The 22,651-nt window shown below is 63.9% G+C and carries 18 protein-coding genes, 1 tRNA gene and 1 pseudogene; 4 read left to right on the top strand and 16 right to left on the bottom strand.

Translation table 11 applies throughout. From position 1 onward, the window contains the following. Positions 1–13 precede the first annotated feature (13 nt). The 3 genes and pseudogenes from sucD to FJ974_RS13715 all read left to right on the top strand — a co-directional run bounded on the left by sucD (position 14) and on the right by FJ974_RS13715 (position 4,735). Positions 14–913, top strand: a complete 900-nt coding sequence (gene sucD, locus FJ974_RS13725) for a succinate--CoA ligase subunit alpha (RefSeq protein WP_140530686.1) — start codon at positions 14–16, stop codon at positions 911–913. A 96-nt stretch (positions 914–1,009) separates the two neighbouring features. Continuing rightward, positions 1,010–1,977 (top strand): annotated as a pseudogene (locus FJ974_RS13720) (2-hydroxyacid dehydrogenase). Between the two features lie 76 nt (positions 1,978–2,053). After that, positions 2,054–4,735: a phosphoenolpyruvate carboxylase gene (locus FJ974_RS13715; RefSeq protein ID WP_140530683.1), complete on the top strand. Its 2,682-nt coding sequence runs from the start codon at positions 2,054–2,056 to the stop codon at positions 4,733–4,735. Positions 4,736–4,810: 75 nt separating this feature from the next. Here FJ974_RS13715 and FJ974_RS13710 read toward each other — a convergent pair. Then, positions 4,811–4,895 (bottom strand) — tRNA-Leu (locus FJ974_RS13710). 225 nt (positions 4,896–5,120) lie between these two features. On the opposite strand from FJ974_RS13710, the gene lipB reads away from it, so the two are divergent. Beyond that, complete coding sequence (gene lipB / locus FJ974_RS13705) at positions 5,121–5,864, top strand: lipoyl(octanoyl) transferase LipB (RefSeq protein ID WP_140530680.1); 744 nt, start codon at positions 5,121–5,123, stop codon at positions 5,862–5,864. A gap of 18 nt (positions 5,865–5,882) precedes the next feature. On the opposite strand, the gene FJ974_RS13700 is transcribed toward lipB, so the two are convergent. The 15 genes from FJ974_RS13700 to nuoH form a co-directional block, all read right to left on the bottom strand. Further along, a complete protein-coding gene (locus FJ974_RS13700) occupies positions 5,883–7,133 on the bottom strand; it encodes a site-2 protease family protein (protein ID WP_140530677.1) in 1,251 nt (416 codons plus the stop codon). A gap of 661 nt (positions 7,134–7,794) precedes the next feature. After that, positions 7,795–8,475 carry an ABC transporter ATP-binding protein gene (locus tag FJ974_RS13695; RefSeq protein ID WP_140530901.1) on the bottom strand — a complete coding sequence of 227 codons (681 nt, stop codon included), beginning with the start codon at positions 8,473–8,475 and terminating at the stop codon, positions 7,795–7,797. After that, a complete protein-coding gene (locus FJ974_RS13690) occupies positions 8,475–9,761 on the bottom strand; it encodes a lipoprotein-releasing ABC transporter permease subunit (protein WP_140530675.1) in 1,287 nt (428 codons plus the stop codon). Before FJ974_RS13690 ends, FJ974_RS13695 begins: the two co-directional genes overlap by 1 nt. Further along, positions 9,758–11,086 carry a proline--tRNA ligase gene (gene proS / locus FJ974_RS13685; protein WP_140530672.1) on the bottom strand — a complete coding sequence of 443 codons (1,329 nt, stop codon included), beginning with the start codon at positions 11,084–11,086 and terminating at the stop codon, positions 9,758–9,760. Before proS ends, FJ974_RS13690 begins: the two co-directional genes overlap by 4 nt. 574 nt (positions 11,087–11,660) lie before the next feature. After that, complete coding sequence (locus FJ974_RS13680; protein ID WP_140530670.1) at positions 11,661–11,945, bottom strand: DUF1467 family protein; 285 nt, start codon at positions 11,943–11,945, stop codon at positions 11,661–11,663. Further along, on the bottom strand, positions 11,942–12,349 hold the full coding sequence (gene mce / locus FJ974_RS13675; protein WP_140530667.1) for a methylmalonyl-CoA epimerase: 408 nt from the start codon (positions 12,347–12,349) through the stop codon (positions 11,942–11,944). Before mce ends, FJ974_RS13680 begins: the two co-directional genes overlap by 4 nt. 114 nt (positions 12,350–12,463) lie before the next feature. Continuing rightward, positions 12,464–14,134 (bottom strand): ribonuclease J, encoded by a 1,671-nt coding sequence (locus tag FJ974_RS13670; protein WP_140530664.1) that lies wholly within the window; start codon positions 14,132–14,134, stop codon positions 12,464–12,466. Between the two features lie 49 nt (positions 14,135–14,183). Beyond that, positions 14,184–15,005: a biotin--[acetyl-CoA-carboxylase] ligase gene (locus FJ974_RS13665; RefSeq protein ID WP_140530662.1), complete on the bottom strand. Its 822-nt coding sequence runs from the start codon at positions 15,003–15,005 to the stop codon at positions 14,184–14,186. Between the two features lie 4 nt (positions 15,006–15,009). Continuing rightward, the gene (nuoN, locus tag FJ974_RS13660; RefSeq protein WP_140530659.1) at positions 15,010–16,446 is read right to left on the bottom strand and encodes an NADH-quinone oxidoreductase subunit NuoN; all 1,437 of its coding nucleotides are present in this window, start codon (positions 16,444–16,446) and stop codon (positions 15,010–15,012) included. A gap of 18 nt (positions 16,447–16,464) precedes the next feature. After that, entirely contained in the window at positions 16,465–17,970 is a 1,506-nt protein-coding gene (locus FJ974_RS13655) for an NADH-quinone oxidoreductase subunit M (protein ID WP_140530657.1), read from the bottom strand. Next, a complete protein-coding gene (gene nuoL / locus FJ974_RS13650; RefSeq protein WP_140530655.1) occupies positions 17,970–19,943 on the bottom strand; it encodes an NADH-quinone oxidoreductase subunit L in 1,974 nt (657 codons plus the stop codon). The genes FJ974_RS13655 and nuoL overlap by 1 nt, the downstream gene beginning before the upstream one ends. 11 nt (positions 19,944–19,954) lie before the next feature. After that, complete coding sequence (gene nuoK / locus FJ974_RS13645) at positions 19,955–20,263, bottom strand: NADH-quinone oxidoreductase subunit NuoK (RefSeq protein WP_066998791.1); 309 nt, start codon at positions 20,261–20,263, stop codon at positions 19,955–19,957. Position 20,264: 1 nt separating this feature from the next. Continuing rightward, positions 20,265–20,885, bottom strand: coding sequence for an NADH-quinone oxidoreductase subunit J (locus tag FJ974_RS13640; RefSeq protein ID WP_140530652.1), 621 nt, complete (start codon positions 20,883–20,885; stop codon positions 20,265–20,267). A 229-nt stretch (positions 20,886–21,114) separates the two neighbouring features. After that, positions 21,115–21,606, bottom strand: coding sequence for an NADH-quinone oxidoreductase subunit NuoI (nuoI, locus tag FJ974_RS13635; RefSeq protein ID WP_140530650.1), 492 nt, complete (start codon positions 21,604–21,606; stop codon positions 21,115–21,117). After that, positions 21,606–22,649 carry an NADH-quinone oxidoreductase subunit NuoH gene (gene nuoH / locus FJ974_RS13630; RefSeq protein ID WP_140530647.1) on the bottom strand — a complete coding sequence of 348 codons (1,044 nt, stop codon included), beginning with the start codon at positions 22,647–22,649 and terminating at the stop codon, positions 21,606–21,608. The genes nuoI and nuoH overlap by 1 nt, the downstream gene beginning before the upstream one ends. Between the last annotated feature and the right edge of the window lie 2 nt (positions 22,650–22,651).

The raw sequence follows: 22,651 nt of genomic DNA, 5'->3' as shown, positions 1-22,651 counted from the left end.
GGGAGGTCGAAAAATGGCAATCCTGCTCAACCGCAGCACGCGCGTCATCGTGCAAGGGTTCACCGGCAAGATCGGCAGCTTCCATGCCGACGATATGAAGCGCTACGGCACCAAGCTGGTCGGCGGCGTCACCCCCGGCAAGGGCGGCCAGACGCATCTCGGCCTGCCTGTCTTCAACACCGTCAAGGGCGCGGTGCGCGAGACGCGCGCCGAAGCCAGCATCGTCTTCGTGCCGCCGCCCTTCGCCGCCGATTCGATCATGGAAGCGGCGGATGCCGGCATAAAGCTCTGCGTCTGCATCACCGACGGTATTCCCTCGCAGGATATGATGCAGGTCAAGCGCTACATGCGCCGCTACCGCTTCGAGGACCGCATGCGGCTGGTCGGCCCGAACTGCGCCGGCGTCATCACGCCCGGACAGGCGCTGATGGGCATCATGCCCGGCAGCATCTACCTGCCCGGCCGCGTCGGCATCGTCGGCCGCTCCGGCACACTGGGCTACGAGGCGGCCTCGCAGATGAAGGCGCTCGGCATCGGAGTGTCGACCAGCGTCGGTATTGGCGGCGACCCGATCAACGGCTCGTCCTTCAAGGACATTCTGCAGCTGTTCGAGCGGGACGAGGACACCGACGCCGTGGTGATGATCGGCGAGATCGGCGGGCCGCAGGAAGCCGAAGCCGCGATCTGGGCGCGCGACAATATGCGGAAGCCGCTCATCGCCTACATCGCCGGGCTGTCAGCGCCGAAAGGCCGCCGCATGGGCCACGCCGGCGCCATCATCTCGGCTTTTGGGGAATCGGCGCAGGAGAAGGTCGAAATCCTCAAAGAGGCCGGCGTCGTGATCGTGCCGACCCCTGCCTCCTTCGGCGAGGTCGTGGCGGAGACGCTGTCGCGGACGAAGAAGGCGGCGTGATGGCCGACCGGGTGAAGACCACGCGGCGCAAAACATGAAGTCTGTTCTGGGGTCCGCGGAAGCATCGCGGCGACTCCTCGATTGCCAGGAAACTCGATGGAACCGCGTTTGATTGTCACCCGCAGATGGCCAGCCGCTGTTGAAGCGATCCTTGCCGAGCGCTTCGACACGACGCTCAACGCCAGCGACACGCCGCTGAGCCCTGCCGCAATGACATCGGCATTCGCGGATTTTGACGCGATCCTGGCAACGGTTAGCGACCGCCTGCCTTCCGCGGTGTTTCCCGAAGGCGACGCCCGCACCCGGATCATCGCCAATTTCGGCGTCGGCTTCAGCCATATCGATGTCGCGGCGGCCCGTGACCGCGACATCGTGGTGACCAACACGCCGGGCGTGCTGACCGATTGCACCGCCGACCTTGCGCTCAGCCTCATATTGGCTGTCGCGCGCCGGACCGGTGAAGGCGAGCGGCAGCTGCGCGCCGGACAATGGCGTGGCTGGTCGCCGACCCACATGGCCGGTGCGAAGGTATCGGGCAAGACTTTGGGCATTGTCGGCATGGGCGCATCGGCAAGGCGACTGCCAGGCGCGCGCATTTCGGCTTCGGCATGAAGATCGTGTTCTTCAACCGGTCGCCGGTCGATGACGACGAGACGCGCGCCATGGGTGCGGTCCAGATGCCGACCCTCGATGACCTGCTCGCGGCCTCCGACTTCGTGTCGCTGCATTGTCCGGGTGGCGCCGAGAACCGTCATCTCATCAATGCGCGAAGCCTGCGGTGCATGAACCGCAGCGCCTTTCTGATCAACACCGCGCGAGGCGATGTCGTCGACCAGGATGCGCTGATCGGTGCGCTGGAACGGCGCGACATTGCCGGGGCAGGCCTCGACGTCTTTGCCGAGGAGCCTGCGGTTCCGGAGGCGCTCAAGCGGCTGGAGAACGTCGTGCTGTTGCCGCATCTCGGCAGTGCGACGGAAGAGACGCGGGTCGCGATGGGCATGAAGGTGGTGGAGAACCTGACCGCCTTCTTCGAAGGCCGGCCGGTCCCGGACAGGGTCGCCTGACAGTCCGCGCCAACCCTCAATCCAGGGCGCGGCCGCGGCGGCAACCGACGCGACGGACCAAAGAAAGCGCACGGATTTGGAACAGAGCAGACGCATCAAGTTTCGCGAGGACGAGCGCAGCCTTTTGTTGCGCCTGCTGCTTCAGGTCGCCAGCGCGCGTGAGCCCGAGATCGCCGCCGTTCTGGGCGGACGCAGGTCGCTTGTCTCCCTCGCCGCGGAGCAGCGCATCCCGGCGCTTCAGGCGAGCGGCGTATGGTTCCAGTTGCTGACTATTGCCGACGAGTTGCTTGCCATGCGGGCGCGACGCGAACTCGAACAAGGCGCGGGTGTCGATGAAGTGCCCGGGTGCTTCGCCAGCGTGATCGCGCAGATGGCGGCGAATGGGCACTCGGCGGAGGAAGTCCAGGCGACGCTCGATGAGCTTTGCGTCGGGCCGACCATGACCGCGCACCCGACGGAGGCCAAACGCGTCACGGTGCTGGAGATCCACCGCCGTATCTATCGCAAGCTGACCGAGCTCGACCAGCCGCGCTGGGCGCCGCGCGAACGCGACCTGTTGGTCGCTGATCTGGAAAGCGAGATCGAGCTTCTGTGGATGACGGGCGAGCTGCGGCTGGAGCGCCCGACGGTCGAGCGCGAAATCGCCTGGGGCCTGCATTTCTTTCGCGAAGTCATCTTCGAGGCAACGCCGCAGCTCTATGGCAAGCTTGAAGGCGCCTTCGAGCGTCACTATCCGGGAAAGCCGATCAGAATTCCCTCCTTCATGCGCTATGCCTCGTGGATCGGCGGCGACCGCGATGGCAATCCAAATGTGACGGCTGCGGTCACCGACCATGCCATGGCCGAATACCGCAATACCGCCATAGGCTGGTATCTGGCGCAGGTGCAGCGGCTGGTGACGGTGCTCAGCGCCAGTTCGAACGTCATCGACCTGCCGGCCAGCTTCAAGCCGATGCTGCAAACGGCGCTCGATAAAAGCGGACAGGCGCAAATGATCGCCGCCCGTAACCCTGACGAACCGCTTCGCCAGTTCGCCTCGGCCTTGCTTGCCCGGCTGGTGGCCACGCGGGACGGCGGTGCGGCGGCGTACCTTTCGGCAGAGGCGTTTCGTGCCGATCTGAACGCGCTGTCTTCCGTTCTCGAAGCGATCGGAGGGCGCGCGGTAGCCAAGCGTTTCGTCCAGCCTCTGCTTTGGCAAGTCGGAAGCTTCGGCTTCCACACAGTCTCGCTCGACATCCGGCAGAACTCCACGATCGTCAACCGGGTGCTGGCCGAGCTGTTTGCGCTGACAAATCCCGCCGATCCGGTCGCGGCCGGTACACCGCAATGGTCGGCGCGCATCCGCTCGGCCCTAAGTGGGGGCGAGCGGCTGGAGATCGACGCAAGCCGGCTCTCGCCTGAAGCAGCTGAACTGCTTTCGACATTCGCCGTCATCCGCGAGCATATCTCCGGCTCGGATGCCGACGCTGTCGGCTCTTTCGTGCTGAGCATGACCCGCTCGGCCGACGACCTGCTCGCGGTCTATCTGCTGGCGCAATATTGTGGACTTTCGACCGCGCCCGGCAGCGGCACAATCCGGCTGCGGATCGTGCCATTGTTCGAGACCATCGCCGATCTGCAGGCCGCTCCCGGCATCCTGAACGGATTGCTCGGCGTTTCGCTGGTGAGGCGTACGGTGGGGGATTTCGGCGCGCGCCAGGAAATCATGCTTGGCTATTCGGATTCCAACAAAGACGGCGGTTTCCTCGCTTCCAATTGGGAACTGGCAAAAGCGCAAAAGCGCCTCGCTGCCGTCGGGCGCAAGCATAACGTCAGGATCAGTTTCTTCCACGGTCGCGGCGGCTCTGTCAGCCGTGGCGGCGCACCGACCGGCCGGGCGATCGCGGCGCAGCCGCAAGGCACTGTCGCCGGAAGCATGCGGGTAACGGAGCAGGGCGAGGTCGCATCTTCGAAGTTCGCCAATCGTGGCACGGGGCTCAACCAGCTCGAGATACTCGCCGCTGCCGTGCTGGCCCACGGTGTCCGATCGCCCGACGATGTCGAGCCGAAGGAAACGCCCGAGTTTGACGAAGCGCTGGAAGCGCTGGCAGGCATGTCGCAGGCATCCTATGCCGGGTTGATGGCTGAGCCCGGCTTCCTCGATTATTTCAACCGGGCGAGCCCCGTCGCGGAACTGGCGCTCCTGAAAATGGGCTCACGGCCGGATCGCCGCTTCGGCGCCAGCGGCATTGCCGACCTGCGCGCCATTCCATGGGTGTTCGCCTGGAGCCAGAACCGTCATTTGTTGACCGGCTGGTATGGCATCGGCAGCGCGCTCAGCTCCTTCGTCACAGTGCGCGGCGAGGCCGGGCGCGAACTTCTGGCGCGCATGTTCGAACACTCGCGCTTCTTCCGCCTGATCGTCGACGAGGCCGAGAAGACGCTTTACCAGTCCGACATGGAGATCGCGCGGCTCTACGCCAGCCTGGTGTCCGACAGCGATGCGGCCAGACGAATCCACGCCCGCATCGCCGCCGAATACGAGTTGACGCGACGCCTGATTGGCGACCTCACAGGAGGCGATCTTTCCGCGCGCTTTCCGATGTTCAAGCGGCGTTTCGACAATCTGCGGCGGCAGATGGACGACATTCACCGGCTGCAGGTCGATCTGCTGCGTGAAGTTCGTGCAAATATCGGCACAGCGGATCAAAAAAGGGCGACCGACGCTCTGCTCGTATCGATCAATTGCATCTCGGCTGGCCTTGGGTGGACGGGATAGGCCCGGTTTTTGCCAAGCCACTTACATCACTCGTATCATCGCCCAAGGCTAATCGCGTACCGCCGGGAGGAGATTTGGTGCGGTCGAGAAGACTCGAACTTCCACGGGTTGCCCCACAGCGACCTCAACGCTGCGCGTCTACCAATTCCGCCACGACCGCACGTGGTAGGAGCCGGAACGGACCGGCCCGCGGCCTGTAGCAAATCGTTTCCGGCGAAACAAGTGCGCCATGCGGAATATTCGCCGCGGATTGGCACAACGCACGGCACCTTCCCGGCGCGCCGCCGGAACTGGACGTTTTGACCATTTGCCGCCATATGAAGGCAAATGCATGTCGCCGGAAACGTAAGGCGGTTTGGGCATGCATGAGCTAAAACGAACAGCCATGACAGAACGCAGCCAGATCGCCACGTCGTTCCTGCCCCTGCCCGGTTCGGCGCCGGTCGAATGGGTGATCGAGCCCGGCCTTACCGCCTATCCCGATGCGCTTGCCGTCATGGAAGCGCGGGCAGAGGCAATCCGCTCAGGCGCGGCCGGCGAGATGGTCTGGCTGGTCGAGCACCCGCCGCTCTATACGGCCGGTACCAGCGCCCGCATCGAGGATCTCATCGAGCCGGACCGGTTTCCGGTATTCGCCGCCGGGCGCGGCGGTGAATACACCTATCACGGCCCCGGCCAGCGCGTGGCCTATGTCATGCTTGACCTGAAACGCCGGCGCGAGGACGTCCGCGCCTTTGTCGCCGCGCTCGAACACTGGATCATCGGCACGCTCGCCGCCTTCAACGTGCGCGGCGAACGGCGCGAGGACCGCGTCGGCGTCTGGGTAGTGCGGCCGGACCGCCCTGCCCTGCCTGACGGCTCACTGGCCGAGGACAAGATCGCGGCAATCGGCATCAGACTGCGGCGCTGGGTGAGCTTTCACGGCATCGCCATCAACGTTGAACCCGAGCTTGGCCATTTCAGCGGCATCGTGCCCTGCGGCGTTTCGGATCATGGCGTGACCAGCCTCGTCGATCTCGGCCTGCCCGTCACCATGGCCGATCTCGACCTGGCGCTGAAATCCGCCTTCGAGGATGTGTTCGGGCCGGCGGCGGTGCCACTCGTCGAGGCAGTTCGCAAGGCAGGCTGAACCTGCTTCCCGGAAGCGTCAGGCCAGCTGCGCCGCGGCCCACAGCAGGCCATAACCGTGGATGGCGAAAACGGCGAGCAACGCGCCGGCCATGGCGAGACGATCGAAAGACTGGATCGGCTTCAGCTCGTGGCGCGGCTTCACGCCGCTGCCCATGGTGATCAGGCTGAGAATCGAAAACACCGCGCCGGCAATCAGCAAGAAGCTGGACGAGAAGCCGGCCCGCCAGCCGAGCGCCAGCAGGGCGAACAGCAGGAAGAACGACGCCGCCGCGAGCACGACCGGCCCGGGGCAGATCTGGCGCAGCACCTGGCCGCCGTCGAATTTCCACACCGGCACCAGATTGGCGATGTTGAACAGCGAGGCGCAGCCGGCAAGTGTGGCCAGAAGCGCCGCCGCCAGGCGATGTCCCTCGCCGCCGACGAAGCCGCTGGCCGCGATCAGCACCGGCACCAGGAAGGCGGAGAAGCCGGCGCCCATCAGCGCCACGAAGGCGACCTCGAAGCGGCTGTCATAGGGCCTGCCGCCGATGGCGATGCCGCCAAGCAGCGGGATGAAGATCATCCGCGCCCGGCGATGCCCCGTCAGCCGGAACGCCGCCATATGACCGAGCTCGTGCAGCGCCACCACCGAGGTCAGGATGGCGGCCAGGATCAGTCCGCCGGGGTTGAGGCCGAAGAACGGCCACAGGATGAAAGCCGAAAGCACGGCGAAGCCGACCTGGCTGAGCGGATGCTCGAACCAGCCGCCCTTGCGAAACTCGCCAGTCCGCACCCAGAGCTGCAGCTTGCCGAGCTCGCGGCGCAGCGCAAAATAGCGGAAGATCAGGAAGGCGAGACCGCGATAGCGGTCGGTCTGCGTCAGGGTGACCCGCGTTGCATCGCCCTCGGGCACCAGCTCGGCGGTCTCGCGATAATTGGCCCAGAACGAGGGATCGAGCGCAGTATCGTCGATGACGCGCATCGAAAAACGGCTCTCTTCCACGACATCCTCGAACACCGCCTTGCGCTCGATCGGCTGGCCGTCCCTGCCCTCCCAGGACAGTTTGACCAGGGTCATGCCCTCGCAGTCCAGCGGCTCGGCCGAGAGGATTTCGCCCGACCAGCCGGCGTCGCTGCCGAACGGCCACAGCGCCTGCCACAGGCGATGCCGGTCGGCCGCCACCACGCGGCTGACCCGGACCGTGCGCAGCCCGAGCGGCACCGTCATCAAGAGAAAGATCAGTCCAAGATTTCCGGCCACCAGGATGACCGTGACGATGACCGACACGCGATGCTACTCCCTGTGCTTCGGGCAAACCTAGCGGCGGTGCGGCAAGAAAGGCTTAACAACGGGCGGGCTCTTGCCCGTCCCGACGGCAGGCCCTTGCCTGTCCCACGGGCGGGCTCTTGCCGTCTCGAGAGCGGGCCGTTTGCCCGCCCGAAAACAGCGGCGGCAGAAGCCGCATTCTCACATGGCGCCAATCCACATCGCCATGGAAACGAGGAAGGTGCTCATGCAGACGAGCGAGACGACATCCTGCACCAGATCGGCCATAACTCTCTCCTGTTGTTAACATGTTCGTATTTTGTTCTAATTTTGTTCGAATGTCAACGATCACAGAGAGCCCCACGGAGTGAATTGGGCTGTCCATTTGGGCACGGTTAAGGAAAGGTTGACGAGGCGTCGAATAGTGCTATCGGACAGCCGCACGCCTTTGCGATTGGTCAGCATACCCATCGCTTCGTCATCCCAGAGCGAAGCGACGCGCGCAGACCCTAGGATCCATGCCGTGACATAGATGTTATGCTACGGTGCAAAACTATCGCTCTGATAGAGGTCCCTTATCCTGACCCCAGCATTTGTCTCGAAAGTAACGGCATGGATCCTAGGGTCTACGCTCCGCTTCGCGGAGCTTCGCCCTAGGATGACGACGTTGGGGGAACATACCCTAAAGCGGCACCACCTTGCCCTCTGCCAATGTCACCCGCCGGTCCATGCGCCCGGCCAGCTCGTGATTGTGGGTGGCGATCAACGCCGCGAGCCCCGACTGCCTGACCAGCGCCTCCAGCGCGTCGAAGACATAAGACGCGGTTGCCGGATCGAGGTTGCCGGTCGGCTCGTCGGCCAGCAGCACCAGCGGCGCATTGGCGACCGCGCGGGCAATTGCGACACGTTGCTGCTCGCCGCCCGAAAGCTCGGATGGCCGGTGCTGGGCGCGCTTGCCGATCTGCATATAGTCGAGAAGCTGCGCCGCCCGCTCGGAGGCGTCCTTGCGTCCCAGACCCTTGATCAGCTGCGGCATCATGATGTTTTCGAGCGCCGAGAATTCCGGCAGCAGATGATGGAACTGGTAGACGAAACCGACATCGTTGCGGCGGATGGCGGTGCGTTCCTCGTCGGAAAGCCGGCCGCAGGCGCGCCCGCTCAGGACCACGTCGCCGGCGTCGGGCCGCTCGAGCAGGCCTGCCGTGTGCAGCAAGGTCGACTTGCCGGTGCCCGACGGCGCCACCAGCGCCACCATCTCGCCGCGCTTCAGCGAGAAATCGGCGCCGTTCAAAATGGTGAGCTTGCGCGGCCCCTGGACATAGTGCCGCTCGACGCCCTTGAGCTCGATAATGGCGTCGGCCATCATTCGTACCTCAAGGCTTCGACGGGATCGAGCCGCGCCGCCCGCCAGGCCGGAAACACCGTCGCCAGGAACGACAGCGCCAGCGCCATGATGACGACATAGGTGGTCTCGCGCGGATCCATCTTCGCCGGCAGCTGGCTGAGGAAATAGAGCTCGGGGTTGAACAGGATCCGCCCGGTCATCCAGGAGAAGAACTGGCGGATCGATTCGATGTTGAGGCAGATGACGACGCCGAGCAGCACACCGGCAATGGTGCCGGTGACGCCGATCGCCGCCCCCGTCATCAGGAAGATGCGCAGGATGGCGCCACGCGAGGCGCCCATCGTGCGCAGGATGGCGATGTCGTGGCCCTTGTCCTTCACCAGCATGATCAGGCCCGAGATGATGTTGAGCGCCGCCACCAGCACGATCAGCGTCAGGATCATGAACATGACGTTGCGCTCGACCTGCAAGGCCGAGAAGAAGGTTTCGTTGCGCTGGCGCCAGTCGACGAGATCGATCGGCCGCTGCGCCGCCTGTTCGACCAGCGGCTTCAGCGCGTCGACATTGTCTGGGTTGTCAACATAGATCTCGATGGTCTGCGCCCGTCCGTCCATGTTGAAATAGAGCTGCGCCTCGGAAAACGGCATGTAGACGATCGAGCTGTCATATTCCGACATGCCGACCTCGAAGATCGCCGTGACCTTGTAGCCCTTCATGCGCGGGTTCGTGCCGAGCGGGGTGACGTCGCCATCCGGCGAGATCAGCGTGATGGTGTCGCCGAGCACGAGGCCCAGATTCTCGGCCATGCGCTTGCCGATCGCCACGCCCTCGCCGGCGTCGAAGCCGTCGAGCGTGCCTTCCTTGATGTTGCTGGCGACGATGGCGATCTTGCCGAGGTCGTCGCCGCGAATGCCGCGCACCAGCGCGCCGGTGCCGCCGCCGACATTGCCTTGCGCCAGCACCTGCCCGTCGATCAGCGGGATGGCGTATTTGACGCCGGACACACCGTTGATGCGGCTCGCCACCTGGGCATAGTCCTCCAGCGGCGAATCCAACGGCTGCACGATCAGATGGCCGTTCACGCCGAGGATGCGGGTGAGCAGCTCGGCGCGAAAACCGTTCATCACCGCCATGACGACGATCAGCGTCGCGACGCCCAGCATGATGCCGAGGAAGGAGATCGAGGCGATGACCGAGATCACCGTCTCCTTGCGTCGCGAACGCAGATAGCGCCACGCCACCATGCGCTCGAAGCCCGAAAAGGCGCCTGCCGGTGATCGGGCCGCTGCCGCCGCCTCGCTCATGCGGCGATACCCAGGCGCTTCTTGGCTTCCGCGATCGGCAGCGTCTCACGCTCACCGCTCTTGCGGTTCTTGATTTCGACGTCGCCGGCGGCGACGCCGCGCGGGCCGACGATCACCTGCCAGGGCAGACCGATCAGGTCGGCGGTGGCGAACTTGCCGCCCGGCCGCTGGTCGGTGTCGTCGTAAAGCACGTCTTTGCCGGCAGCAGCCAGCGCCGCGTAGAGCTCGTCGCAGACGCGATCGCATTCGGCGTCGCCGGCCTTCATGTTGATCAGGCCGATATCGAACGGCGCCACCGATTGCGGCCAGATGATGCCGTTCTCGTCATGGCTTGCCTCGATGATCGCCGCGACCAGCCGCGACGGGCCGATGCCGTAGGAGCCGCCCGAGACGAAATGCTCCTTGCCGTCAGGCCCGGTCACCTTGGCGCCCATCGGCTTGGAATACTTCTCGCCGAAGTGGAAAATATGGCCAACTTCTATGCCGCGCGCCGAAACCCTGGTGTCCTCGGCGAGCTTGTCCCAGGCTGCCTCGTCATGCATCTCGTCGGTGGCGGCGTAAGGCGTCGTCCACGTCTTGACGATCCCGGCAATCTCGGCGTCGTTCGAAAAGTCGGTATCCGCCCCCGGCACATCGAGCGAGAGATACTGGCGGTCGCAGAACACCTGGCTCTCGCCGGTGTCGGCCAGGATGATGAACTCGTGGCTGAGGTCGCCGCCGATCGGGCCGGTGTCGGCGCGCATCGGAATGGCCTGCAGGCCCATGCGCGTGAACGTCCTGAGATAGGAGACGAACATGCGGTTGTAGGCGGCCCTGGCGCCTTCAAAATCGAGGTCGAAGGAATAGGCGTCCTTCATCAGGAACTCTCGGCTGCGCATGACGCCGAAGCGCGGCCTCACCTCGTCGCGATACTTCCATTGGATATGGTAGAGATTGAGCGGCAGGTCCTTGTAGGACTTGACGTAGCCGCGAAAAATCTCGGTGACCACCTCTTCGTTGGTCGGACCGTAGAGCATGTCGCGGTCCTGGCGATCCTTGATGCGCAGCATCTCCTTGCCGTAATCGTCGTAGCGGCCGCTTTCGCGCCAAAGATCGGCCGACTGGATGGTCGGCATCAGGATCTCCAGCGCACCGGCCCGGTTCTGCTCCTCGCGGATGATCCGGCAGACTTTGTCCAGCACCCGCTTGCCGATCGGCAGCCAGGTGAAGCTGCCCTGCCCCTGCTGGCGGATCATGCCGGCGCGCAGCATCAGTCGATGCGAGACGATTTCGGCCTCGCGAGGATTTTCTTTGAGAATAGGCAGGAAGTAGCGCGACAAACGCATGGACTGGTCCGTGAGTGAGGATGGCGGCGCCGGAATCGGCGCAGCCGAGGCTGCTTGCCCCGGCTTCATAGCTATTTCGTGACGGAATTGAAACCCGAGTGCCCCAAAGTATCGGGGGCCTTCTGCACCTTACCAAAGAGGGCGTTTTGGCCCGAAAGTGCTCCAGATGGCCATTTGATCGATTCACAAGCAAGGCCTGCCGCACTATTGTGCAGTGCAGCACGATATTGCCTGTTTGGAGGCAAAATTCTTCGTGACATTTTCACCTGCGTTGGTCTAGTGTGCCTCGATAACCGAGAGGGCGGAGAAAAATCCGCCCTCCTACGCGGTCAAAGTCTTGGGAGGATGCGATCTAGGCGCGGTTACTCGCTGCCGCCGGACACCGGAAACAGATCGGACGCGTTTAAATTGCAAGGCCTCGTGCCTTGCATTTTTTTTGTGCAATCATCTGCTTAGCACGACCATCTGCCGCACAGCATTACCCGTATTTAGCCGCCAAAATCGGAAGCCGGCTTCCGATTTCAACCAGCAACTGCGCTGGTTGCTCAATACTTGCGAAAACTGTGTAGGACTTTTAGTGACTGTCGCTATGACTAAAGTCCGGCACGATATGCGGGATGTCGTCGAAGCCGAAGCCCAGCCCCTTCGTCAGGCCGTAGAAAATGCCAATGACGACAGCCGTGACGATCGTCGTGCGAATGGCCGCGCGCAGCATGTGCGGGCCGCGCGGCGCGCTGGAGACAGTCCCCAGCGTCACGTCCTCATCCTCGTCCTGCGTGCGCAGGCTGAACGGCAGCACGGCAAACAGCACCAGCCACCAGGTGACGAAGAACAGCGCCGCCAGCGAAACCCAGTTCATGCCTGCTCCAGTTCCACCAGTGTGCCGAAGAAGTCCTTGGGATGCAGGAACAGCACCGGCTTGCCGTGCGCGCCGGTTTTCGGATCGCCGTCGCCGAGCACACGCGCGCCGCTCGCTTTGAGATGGTCACGCGCGGCGAGGATGTCGTCGACCTCGTAGCAGACGTGATGCATGCCGCCCGATGGATTCTTCTCGAGGAACGCAGCGATCGGCGAAGCCTCGCCCAGCGGCTCCAGCAATTCGACCTTGGTGTTGCCGACGTCGACGAACACCACGGTCACGCCATGCTCCGGCAACGCCTGCGGCGCGCTCACATGGGTGGCGCCAAGCGTGTCGCGATAAGCCGCCGTCGCAGCAGCCAGGTCCGGCACAGCAAGCGCGACATGGTTCAGGCGTCCGAGCATAAAGCGCTCCGCTTTAGGGGAGTAAGGGAGTAGGGAAGTAGGGAAAAACAAGACTGAACGTTCTTCCCTACTCCCCTACTCCCCTACTCCACTACTCCCCTACTCCCTCATTCGTCACCGCGTGACGAATACCGTCACCAGCGGCTTCTTGCCCCAGGCTTCGTTGGCGGCGCCGCGGACGGCGCGGCGCACCGCCTCCTGCACCAGGTCGAGGTCTTTTCGGCGCTGGCGGGGGATGGAGTCCACCGCGCCGATTGCCGCATCGAGCATCAGCTCTTCAAGCGTCTCGCCGCTGGCATCGGCCTCGGCAACGCCGATCGCCACCAGGTCGGGGTCGCCGGCAAGCTCGTATTTGTCGTCGAGCACGACATTGACCGCGACATGGCCGGCAAAAGACAGCTTGCGCCGGTCGCGAATGCCCATCGCCTGGTCGGTGCCGATCAGCGAGCCGTCCTTGTAAAGCCGGCCGAAAGGCACCTGGTCGATGATTGTGGCGACGCCCGGCCAGAGTCTGAGCATATCGCCGTCGCGCACCTGCGCCACCTGGCCGATGCCCGACATCGACATCAGCGAGCCCTGCGCCACCAGATGCGCCGCCTCGCCATGCACCGGCACGCCGATCTGCGGCCGCACCCACTCATACATCTTGCGCAGCTCGCTGCGGCGCGGGTGGCCGGAGACATGCACCAGCGCGTCGCCGTCCTCGATGATCTTCATGCCGAGGTCGATCAGCCGGTTCTTGATCTCGAGAATCCCCTTTTCGTTGCCGGGAATGGTGCGCGAGGAAAACACCACCGTGTCGCCGGCCGTCAGCGCCACGGACTTCATCTCGTCCCGCGACAGTTTGGCCAGCGCCGCCAGCGGCTCGCCCTGGCTGCCAGTGCAGATGATCACTAAATTCTCGCGCGGGATAAAACCGTAGTCTTCCTCGGCGATGAATTCCGGCAGGCCATCCATGTAGCCGAGCTCGCTCGCGACATCGATGACGCGCTTCAGCGAGCGGCCGAGCACCAGGCACTGGCGCCCCGCATCGCGCGCCGCTTTTGCGATCGAGACGATGCGCCCGACATTGGAGGAGAAGGTGGTGACCGCGACGCGGCCCCTGGCGCTCTGGATGACGCCCTTCAGCCCCTCGCCGACGGCCACTTCCGACGGCGACTCGCCTTCGCGCAGCGCGTTGGTGGAATCGCAGACCAGCGCCAGCACGCCCTTGTCGCCATAGGCGCGGAAGCGCGCTTCGTCGGTCTTCGGCCCGATCGTCGGCGCAGGATCGATCTTCCAGTCGCCGGTATGGATCACCGTGCCGGCCGGCGAGGTGATCGCCAGCGACATCGGCTCCGGGATCGAATGCGCGACCGGAATGGCCTCGATCTCGAACGGCCCAACGGTGAATTTCTCGCCGGCCCGATAGATCGACGCCGGGATCTTCGGCGCGCCCTGCTCGCCCTGCCGCTTGGCCTCGAGCAGGCCGGCGGTGAACGGCGTCATCCAGACCGGCGCCTTGAGCCGCGGCCAGATGTCGAGCAGCGCGCCATAGTGATCCTCATGCGCATGGGTGATGACGATGCCGCGCAATCCGGCGAGGTTTTCCTCGATGAAGCGTGTGTCGGGCAGGATGAGGTCGACGCCCGGATGCGCGCTGTCGGGAAAGGTGACGCCGACATCGACGACGATCCATTCGCGCGCGTCCGCCGGCCCGTAGCCGTAGAGGGCGAAGTTCATGCCGATCTCGCCGACGCCGCCGAGCGGCACGAAAACGAGTTCGGCGTTATTCGCATTCGCCATTAATCTTTCCTTCCTGGCCGGTCGGGCCAAGTCAATCAAACCAGGTCCGTCAAGCACGGGCCGACGCGACGGCGCCGAAATGCACGTCGCCGGCGGCGATCGTCAAAACTGACCCTGCATCGTCGCGGATCACGAAACGGCAGTCCTCGTCAATGGTCTCGAAGACGCCACGCACCACATTACCGTCAATTCTGACAGCAACCTCGCTGCCGAGACCGGCCGCGCGGGTAAGCCAGCGCCGCCGGATGGCGAGGAGCCCACGTCCCTCGTCCCACAGCCTGGCGTTCTCGCTCCAGGCATCCGACAGCGCCAGGAACAACATCTCCGCATCGCAATTGGCGCCCAGCGCCCGAAGCGATGTCGCCGGATAGGGCAAATCCTGCGGGTAGGTCACGACATTGACGCCGATGCCGACGGCGACCGCGAAACGGCCGCCTTCCAGCATAGCCGATTCCAGCAGGATGCCGGCGAGCTTTGCGCCTGAGGCGAGCACGTCGTTTGGCCATTTCAGCTCGAAGCGGTTGCGCCCCTGGCTCGCTCCATCGAGGCCGACGGCGATCCGGCCCTGCGGCACCACCGCATCGAGCGCGTCCGCCAACGCGAGGCCGGCGACGAAGCCGAGCGTCGCGGCCAGCCGCAACTCCCCACCGGGGACGACGAGCAGCGTCGCGGCGAGGTTGCCTTCCGGCGTTGCCCAGGCGCGGCCGCGCCGGCCGCGGCCGCTTTCCTGCTTCTTCGAGACGACCCAGAGCTTGCCCGGATCGCCAGCCCGCGCATGGTCCAGCGCCAGCGCGTTGGTGGAACCGACGCTGTCATGGGCCTCGAGCCGGAACCCTTCCGACGCCGCGGTTGGAGCCAGCCGAAATGCCATCCCGTCAGAAGAAGGTTTTTGCGGCGGCTTCGGCATAGCTGCCGATCGGGCCGCCGATCAGCACGTAAAACAGCACGAAGGCGCCGCTGACGCCGAGCACGAGGCGCAGTTCGCTGGCCATCGGCACGAAGCCGCCGACCGGCTCGTCGAACCACATGATCTTGATGATACGCAGATAATAGTAAGCGCCCACCACCGAGGCCAGCACACCGATGATCGCCAGCGCGTAGAGGTTGGCATTGATGGCGGCGAGGAACACGTACCACTTCCCCCAGAAGCCGGCGAGCGGCGGAATGCCGGCCAGCGAGAACATCAGGATCGTGAGGATCGTCGCCATGATCGGGTTGGTCGAGGCGAGGCCGGCGAGATCGCTGATCTGCTCGACATTGCCTTCCTTGCGACGCATGGCGAGGATGAAGGCGAAGGTGCCGAGCGTCATCACCAGATAGATCAGCATGTAGATGACCACGCCGCGCACGCCGGCTTGGCTGTTGGCGGCAAGGCCGACCAGCGCATAGCCCATATGGCCGATCGAGGAATAGGCCATAAGCCGCTTGATGTTGGTCTGGCCGATCGCGGCGAAGGCGCCGAGCGCCATCGAGGCAATCGAGATGAAAACCACGATCTGCTGCCAGTCGGCGGCGATCGGCTTGAAGGCGCCCATGGTGACGCGCACGATCAGCGCCATCGCCGCCATTTTCGGGGCGGCCGCGAGGAAGGCGGTGATCGGCGTCGGCGCGCCTTCATAGACGTCCGGCGTCCACATATGGAACGGCACCGCCGAGATCTTGAAGGCAAGGCCGGCAAGCACGAAAACCAGGCCGAAGACGAGGCCAAGCTGCCGTTCGCCGCTGCCCAGCGCCGTCGCGATCTCGTGGAACCCGGTATTGCCGGTGTAGCCATAGACCAGTGAGATGCCGTAGAGCAGCATGCCCGACGAAAGCGCGCCAAGCACGAAATACTTCAGGCCCGCCTCGGTCGAGCGGAGATTGTCGCGGTTGATCGCCGCCAGCACATAGATCGCCAGCGACTGCAGCTCGAGCCCGAGATAGAGCCCGATCATGCCGTTGGCCGAGATCATCAGCATCATGCCGAGCGTGCAGAGCACGATCAGCACCGGATATTCGAACTTGTCGAAATGTTCCTGCCTGGCGAAGCGCATCGACATGACCAGCGTCACCGCCGAGCCGATCAGCGCCAGCATCTTCATGAAGCGGCCGAAGGAATCCTGGACGAAGGCGCGGCCATAGGCGTCACCGCCGCCGCTTGAGAACGCCAGCCACAGGCCGGCGAGCACCAGCACTGCGACGGCAAGGCCGGTCACCGTCATCGTGTTGTCGGAGCGCGAATAGGCACCCACCATCAACAGCGCCAGCGCGCCGATGGCAAGGATCAGCTCCGGCGTCGAGAGCGAAAGGCTGGAGAGAAGGTCCGGCGTCATGGTTCGCTATATCCCCGGTCAGTTCGCCGCCGCGGTCTGCGCGGAATTGATGGATGCGGTGACGTTGGTGACGAGCGCCTTCACCGACTGCGTCGTGACGTCGAACACCGGCGCCGGATAGACGCCGAAGAAGATGACCAGCGCCACCAGCGGGTAGATGATCACCTTCTCGCGCGTCGACAGGTCGAGCAAGTTCTTCAGGCTGTCCTTGGTTAGCGCGCCGAAGATCACCCGGCGGTAGAGCCAGAGCGCGTAAGCCGCCGACAGGATCACGCCGGTGGCGGCGAAGAAGGCCACCCAGGTGTTGACCCGGAACACGCCGAGCATGGTCAGGAACTCGCCGACGAAGCCGCTGGTGCCCGGCAGGCCGACATTGGCCATGGTGAAGATCATGAACACGGCGGCGTATTTCGGCATGTTGTTGACCAGCCCGCCATAGGCGTCGATCTCGCGCGTATGCATGCGGTCGTAGATGACGCCGACGCACAGGAACAGCGCGCCCGAGACGAGGCCGTGGCTGAGCATCTGGAACATCGCGCCCTGCACGCCTTCCTGGTTCATGGCGAAGATGCCCATGGTGACAAAGCCCATATGGGCGACCGACGAATAGGCGATCAGCTTCTTCATGTCCTCCTGCATCAACGCCACCAGCGAAGTGTAGATGATGGCGACGACGGAGAGCGTGAAGATCAGCGGCGCGAACGTCTCGGACGCCAGCGGGAACATTGGCAGCGAGAAACGCAGGAAGCCGTACCCGCCCATCTTCAGGAGGATGGCGGCCAGGATCACCGAGCCTGCCGTCGGCGCTTCGACATGCGCGTCAGGCAGCCAGGTGTGCACCGGCCACATCGGCATCTTAACCGCGAAGGAGGCGAAGAAGGCGAGCCACAGCCAGGTCTGCATGTTAGCCGGGAAATTGTGCGTCAACAGCGTGGTGATGTCGGTGGTGCCGGACTGGTAGAACATCGCCATGATGGCGAGCAGCATCAGCACCGAACCGGCCAGCGTGTAGAGAAAGAACTTGAACGAGGCATAGACGCGCCGCTTGCCGCCCCAGACGCCGATGATGATGAACATCGGGATCAGGCCGGCCTCGAAGAAGACGTAGAACAGCACGATGTCGAGCGCGCAGAACACGCCGATCATCAGCGTCTCGAGCAGCAGGAAGGCGATCATGTAGGCCTTCACCCGCTTCTCGATCGCTTCCCAGGAGGCCAGGATGCAGAGCGGCATCAGAAAGGTGGTCAGGATGACGAACAGCATCGAGATGCCGTCGACGCCCATGTGGTAGGAGATGCCGGAGTCGAGCCAGGCGTATTTCTCGACGAACTGGAAGCCGGCCTGCGAGTTGTCGAAGCCCTTCCAGATGAACAGCGAGATCAGGAAGGTGAACGCCGTCGTGATGAAGGCGATCGAGCGGATGTTGCGGCGCGCGTTTTCGCTGTCATCGTTGATGAACAGGATGAGCAGCACACCAACCAGCGGCAGGAAGGTGACCAGCGAGAGGATTGGCCAGTCGGTCATCAGAGCATCATCCAGGTGACGAGAGCGGCCACGCCGATCAGCATGGCGAAAGCGTAGTGGTAGAGATAGCCGGTCTGCAGCTTGACGACCCGGTTGGTGACGTCGACGACGCGCGCCGAGACGCCGTCGGGGCCGAGCCCGTCGATGATAGTGCCGTCACCGGTCTTCCACAGGAAGGAGCCGAGGCGCTTTGCCGGCCGCACGAACAGTATGTCATAGAGTTCGTCGAAATACCACTTGTTGAGCAGGAAGGCGTAGAGCAAGCGGTGATTGGCGGCGACGCTCCGGGGCAATTCCGGCTGGCGGATGTAAAACTGCCAGGCGATAGCAAAGCCGATCAGCATGGCGACGAAAGGCGCCAGTTCCACCCACAGCGGCAACTCGTGGATCTCGTGGAGGATGCGGTTGTCCGGCAGCGTGAACAGCGACGCCTTCCAGAATTCGGCATAGCCCTCGCCGATGAAGGCGCCGTGGAAGATGATGCCGGCAAACAGCGCGCCGGCCGCCAGCACATAGAGCGGCACCAGCATCACCGGCGGCGATTCATGGACGTGGTGCATGACCTCATGGCTGGCGCGCGGCTCGCCGTGGAAGGTCATGAAGATCAGCCGCCAGGAGTAGAAGCTGGTGAAGCAGGCGGCGACGACGAGCAGCACGAAGGCGGTGGCGGCAAACACATTGTGGCCGGCAAAGGACGCTTCGATGATGGCGTCCTTGGAGAAGAAGCCGGCCGTGCCGATGACCGTAACCGGAATGCCGACGCCGGTCAGGGCAAGCGTGCCGACCACCATCATCCAGTAGGTCTTCGGAATGAGGGCCCTGAGGCCGCCCATCCTGCGCATGTCCTGCTCGTCGGAGACCGCATGGATGACCGAGCCGGAGCCGAGGAATAGCAGCGCCTTGAAGAAAGCGTGCGTGAAAAGATGGAAGATCGCCGCGCCATAAGCGCCGACGCCGAGTGCCACGAACATGTAGCCGAGCTGTGAGCAGGTCGAATAGGCGATGACCCGCTTGATATCGTTCTGGACCAGGCCGACGGTCGCCGCGAAGAAGGCGGTGAAGGCGCCGATGAAGGTGACCACGGTCAGCGCCGAATGCGACAGTTCGAACAGCGGCGACAGCCGTGCCAGCATGAACACGCCGGCCGTCACCATGGTGGCGGCATGGATCAGCGCCGAGACCGGCGTCGGGCCTTCCATGGCGTCCGGCAGCCAGGTGTGCAGCGGCACCTGCGCCGACTTGCCCATGGCGCCCATGAACAGCAGCAGGCACACGACGGTCATGGCCGTCTGCCTGTCGAGCCCATGGCCGAGGAAGGTCAAAACGGCGGCACCCTGCGGCGCGCCTTCGGCGGGAATGAACGTCGCCGCATTGGCGAAGATGGTGCCGAGGTTGACCGAGCCGAACAGCACGAAGACCCCGAAAATGCCGAGCGCGAAGCCGAAATCGCCGATACGGTTGACGACGAAGGCCTTGATCGCCGCGGCATTGGCCGAAGGCTTCTTGTACCAGAAGCCGATCAGGAGATAGGAGGCGAGGCCGACGCCTTCCCAGCCGAAGAACATCTGCACCAGATTGTCGGCCGTCACCAGCATCAGCATGGCGAAGGTGAACAGCGACAGATAGGCAAAGAAGCGCGGCCGGTCCGGATCGTAGTGCATGTAGCCGATCGAATAGATATGGACCAGCGCCGAAACGGTGTTGACGACGACCAGCATCACCACCGTCAGCGTGTCTATCCTCAGCGCCCACGCCGCATCGAGCCCGCCGGCCTGGATCCAGCGCAGCACCGGCACGGTGAACACCTCGCCATGGCCGAAGCCGACCGCGAAGAAGGCGACCCACGACAGCACCGCCGAGATCACCAGGAAGCCCGAGGTGATGTATTCCGATGCCTTGGCGCCCAGCGAATTGCCGAACAGTCCGACGATCAGAAAGCCGAGCAGCGGAAGGAAGACGATGGCCTGGTACATGGTTGTTCCCGTCAACCCTTCATCTGGTTCACGTCTTCGACCGCGATCGAGCCGCGGTTGCGGAAGAAGACGACAAGAATGGCAAGACCGATCGCCGCCTCGGCCGCCGCGACCGTCAGCACGAACAGGGCGAACACCTGGCCGACAAGGTCATGCAGCGCAGCCGAGAAGGCGACGAAGTTGATGTTGACCGCAAGCAGGATCAGCTCGATCGACATCAGGATGACGATGATGTTGCGGCGGTTCAAAAAGATGCCGAACACACCGAGCGTGAACAGGATCGCCGAAACGGTCAGATAATGTGCAATGCCGACGACCATCTCAGATCCCCTCGCCCGACTTGACCTTGCGGATTTCCATGCCCGTGGCCGGCGTGCGGCCGACCTGTGCCGCGATCGACTGCCGCTTGACGCCCGGCTTGTGGCGCAGCGTCAGGACGATGGCGCCGATCATGGCGACCAGCAGCACCAGGCCGGCAATCTGGAAGTAGTAGAGATAATCCGTGTAGAGGATGTCGCCGAGCGCGGCCGTGTTGGAGCGCGCGGCGAGATCGGGAGTATGCTGTGCAACGGTCGAGGCCAGCTGCGGCGCGAAGCTGTAGCCGCCGAGCACGACGATCAACTCCGCCGCCAGGATCAGTCCGACCAGCGCGCCGATCGGCGCATATTGCAGCGCGCCCTGCTTCATCTCGGCGAAGTCGACGTCGAGCATCATGACGACGAACAGGAACAGCACCATCACCGCGCCGACATAGACGACGAGCAGGATCAGGGCCAGGAACTCGGCGCCGGTCAGCAGGAACAGCCCAGCGGCGTTGAAGAAGGTCAGGATCAGGAACAGCACCGAATGCACGGGGTTGCGCGCCGAAATGACCATGAAGGCCGACGCCACGGCGATAAAGGCGAAGAGGTAGAAGAAGACCGCCTCTAATCCAGTCAGCATGGGGTTCCCCGGGTTCCAAATTCCGACTCCGACCCGCCTCCGGTTCGAAACCGCGTGTTCCTTAGACGGACGACGTTGCGCCGTCCACTTTCTTGTTCCTTCTCCCCGTTTACGGGGAGAAGGTGGCCCGAAGGGTCGGATGAGGGGTAACGCCAAGTTCCAGAAGCTGGCGCCGCCCCTCATCTGCCTGCCGGCATCTTCTCCCCGCAAACGGGGAGAAGCACGCTAATCACCTATACGGCGCGTCGAGCGCGATGTTGCGCGCCAGTTCCCGCTCCCAGCGATCGCCGTTGGCGAGCAGCTTTTCCTTGTTGTAGTAGAGCTCCTCGCGCGTCTCGGTCGCGAATTCGAAATTCGGCCCCTCGACGATGGCGTCGACCGGGCAGGCTTCCTGGCAGAAGCCGCAATAGATGCACTTCACCATGTCGATGTCGTAGCGCACGGTGCGGCGCGTGCCGTCGTTGCGGCGAGGGCCGGCTTCGATGGTGATCGCCTGCGCCGGGCAGATCGCTTCGCACAGCTTGCAGGCGATGCAGCGCTCCTCGCCATTGGGATAGCGGCGCAGCGCATGCTCGCCGCGGAAGCGCGGGCTCAACGGCCCCTTTTCGTGCGGATAGTTGATCGTCTCCTTCGGCGCCATGAACTGGCGCATCGACAGGAAGAAGGCGCTGACGAAATCCTTCAGCAGCAGCGCCTTTGCAGCTTGGCCAAGAGCGGACATCACGCAAACCCCGTGATCTTGAGGAAGGCCGCGGTGGCGACGACCATGAACAGCGAGATCGGCAGGAACACCTTCCAGCCCAGCCGCATCAGCTGGTCGTAGCGGTAGCGCGGCACGAAAGCCTTCACCATCGAAAACATGAAGAACATCAGGCAGATCTTCAGCACGAACCAGATCACCCCGGGCACCCAGGTGAAGGGCGCGAAGTTGAACGGCGGCAGCCAGCCGCCGAGGAAGAGGATGGTGGCCAGCGCGCACATCAGCACGACGGCGACATACTCGCCGAGGAAGAACAAGAGGAACGGCGTCGAGGAATATTCGACCATATGGCCGGCGACCAGTTCCGATTCCGCCTCGACGAGGTCGAAAGGCGGGCGGTTCGTCTCGGCAAGCGCCGAGATGAAGAACACCACGAACATCGGGAACAGCGACAGCCAGTGCCAGTCGAGGAAGGTGTTGGGCAGGCCGAGCCGCGTGCCGAGACCGTCCTGCTGCGACATGACGATGTCGGAGAGGTTGAGCGAGCCGACGGTGAGCAGCACGGTGACGATAACGAAGCCGATCGAGACTTCGTAGGACACCATCTGCGCTGCGGAGCGCAGCGCGCCGAGGAACGGATATTTCGAGTTCGACGCCCAGCCCCCCATGATCACGCCATAGACCTCGAGCGAGGAGATGGCGAAGACATAGAGGATGCCGACATTGATGTTGGCGATCGCCCAGCCCTCATTGACCGGAATGACCGCCCAGGCCGAGATCGCCAGCACGGCGGAAACCAACGGCGCCAGAAGGAACACGCCCTTGTTGGCGCCCGACGGGATCACCGGCTCCTTGAAGACGAATTTCAGAAGGTCGGCAAAGGCCTGCAGCGTTCCCCACGGACCGACGACGTTCGGGCCGCGGCGCAACTGCACCGCCGCCCAGATCTTGCGGTCGGCGTAGAGCAGATAAGCGACGCCGATCAGAAGCACGACGATCAGCACGACCGACTTCACCAGGATCAGCAGCGCCGGCAGCACGTAGAAGGAGAGGAAGGTTTCCATGC

Origin of the sequence: Mesorhizobium sp. B1-1-8 (assembly GCF_006442795.2) — a bacterium.
Classification (GTDB): domain Bacteria; phylum Pseudomonadota; class Alphaproteobacteria; order Rhizobiales; family Rhizobiaceae; genus Mesorhizobium.
Note: the sequence above shows the minus strand (reverse complement) of the source record. Positions and strands in the feature narration are given on the sequence as shown.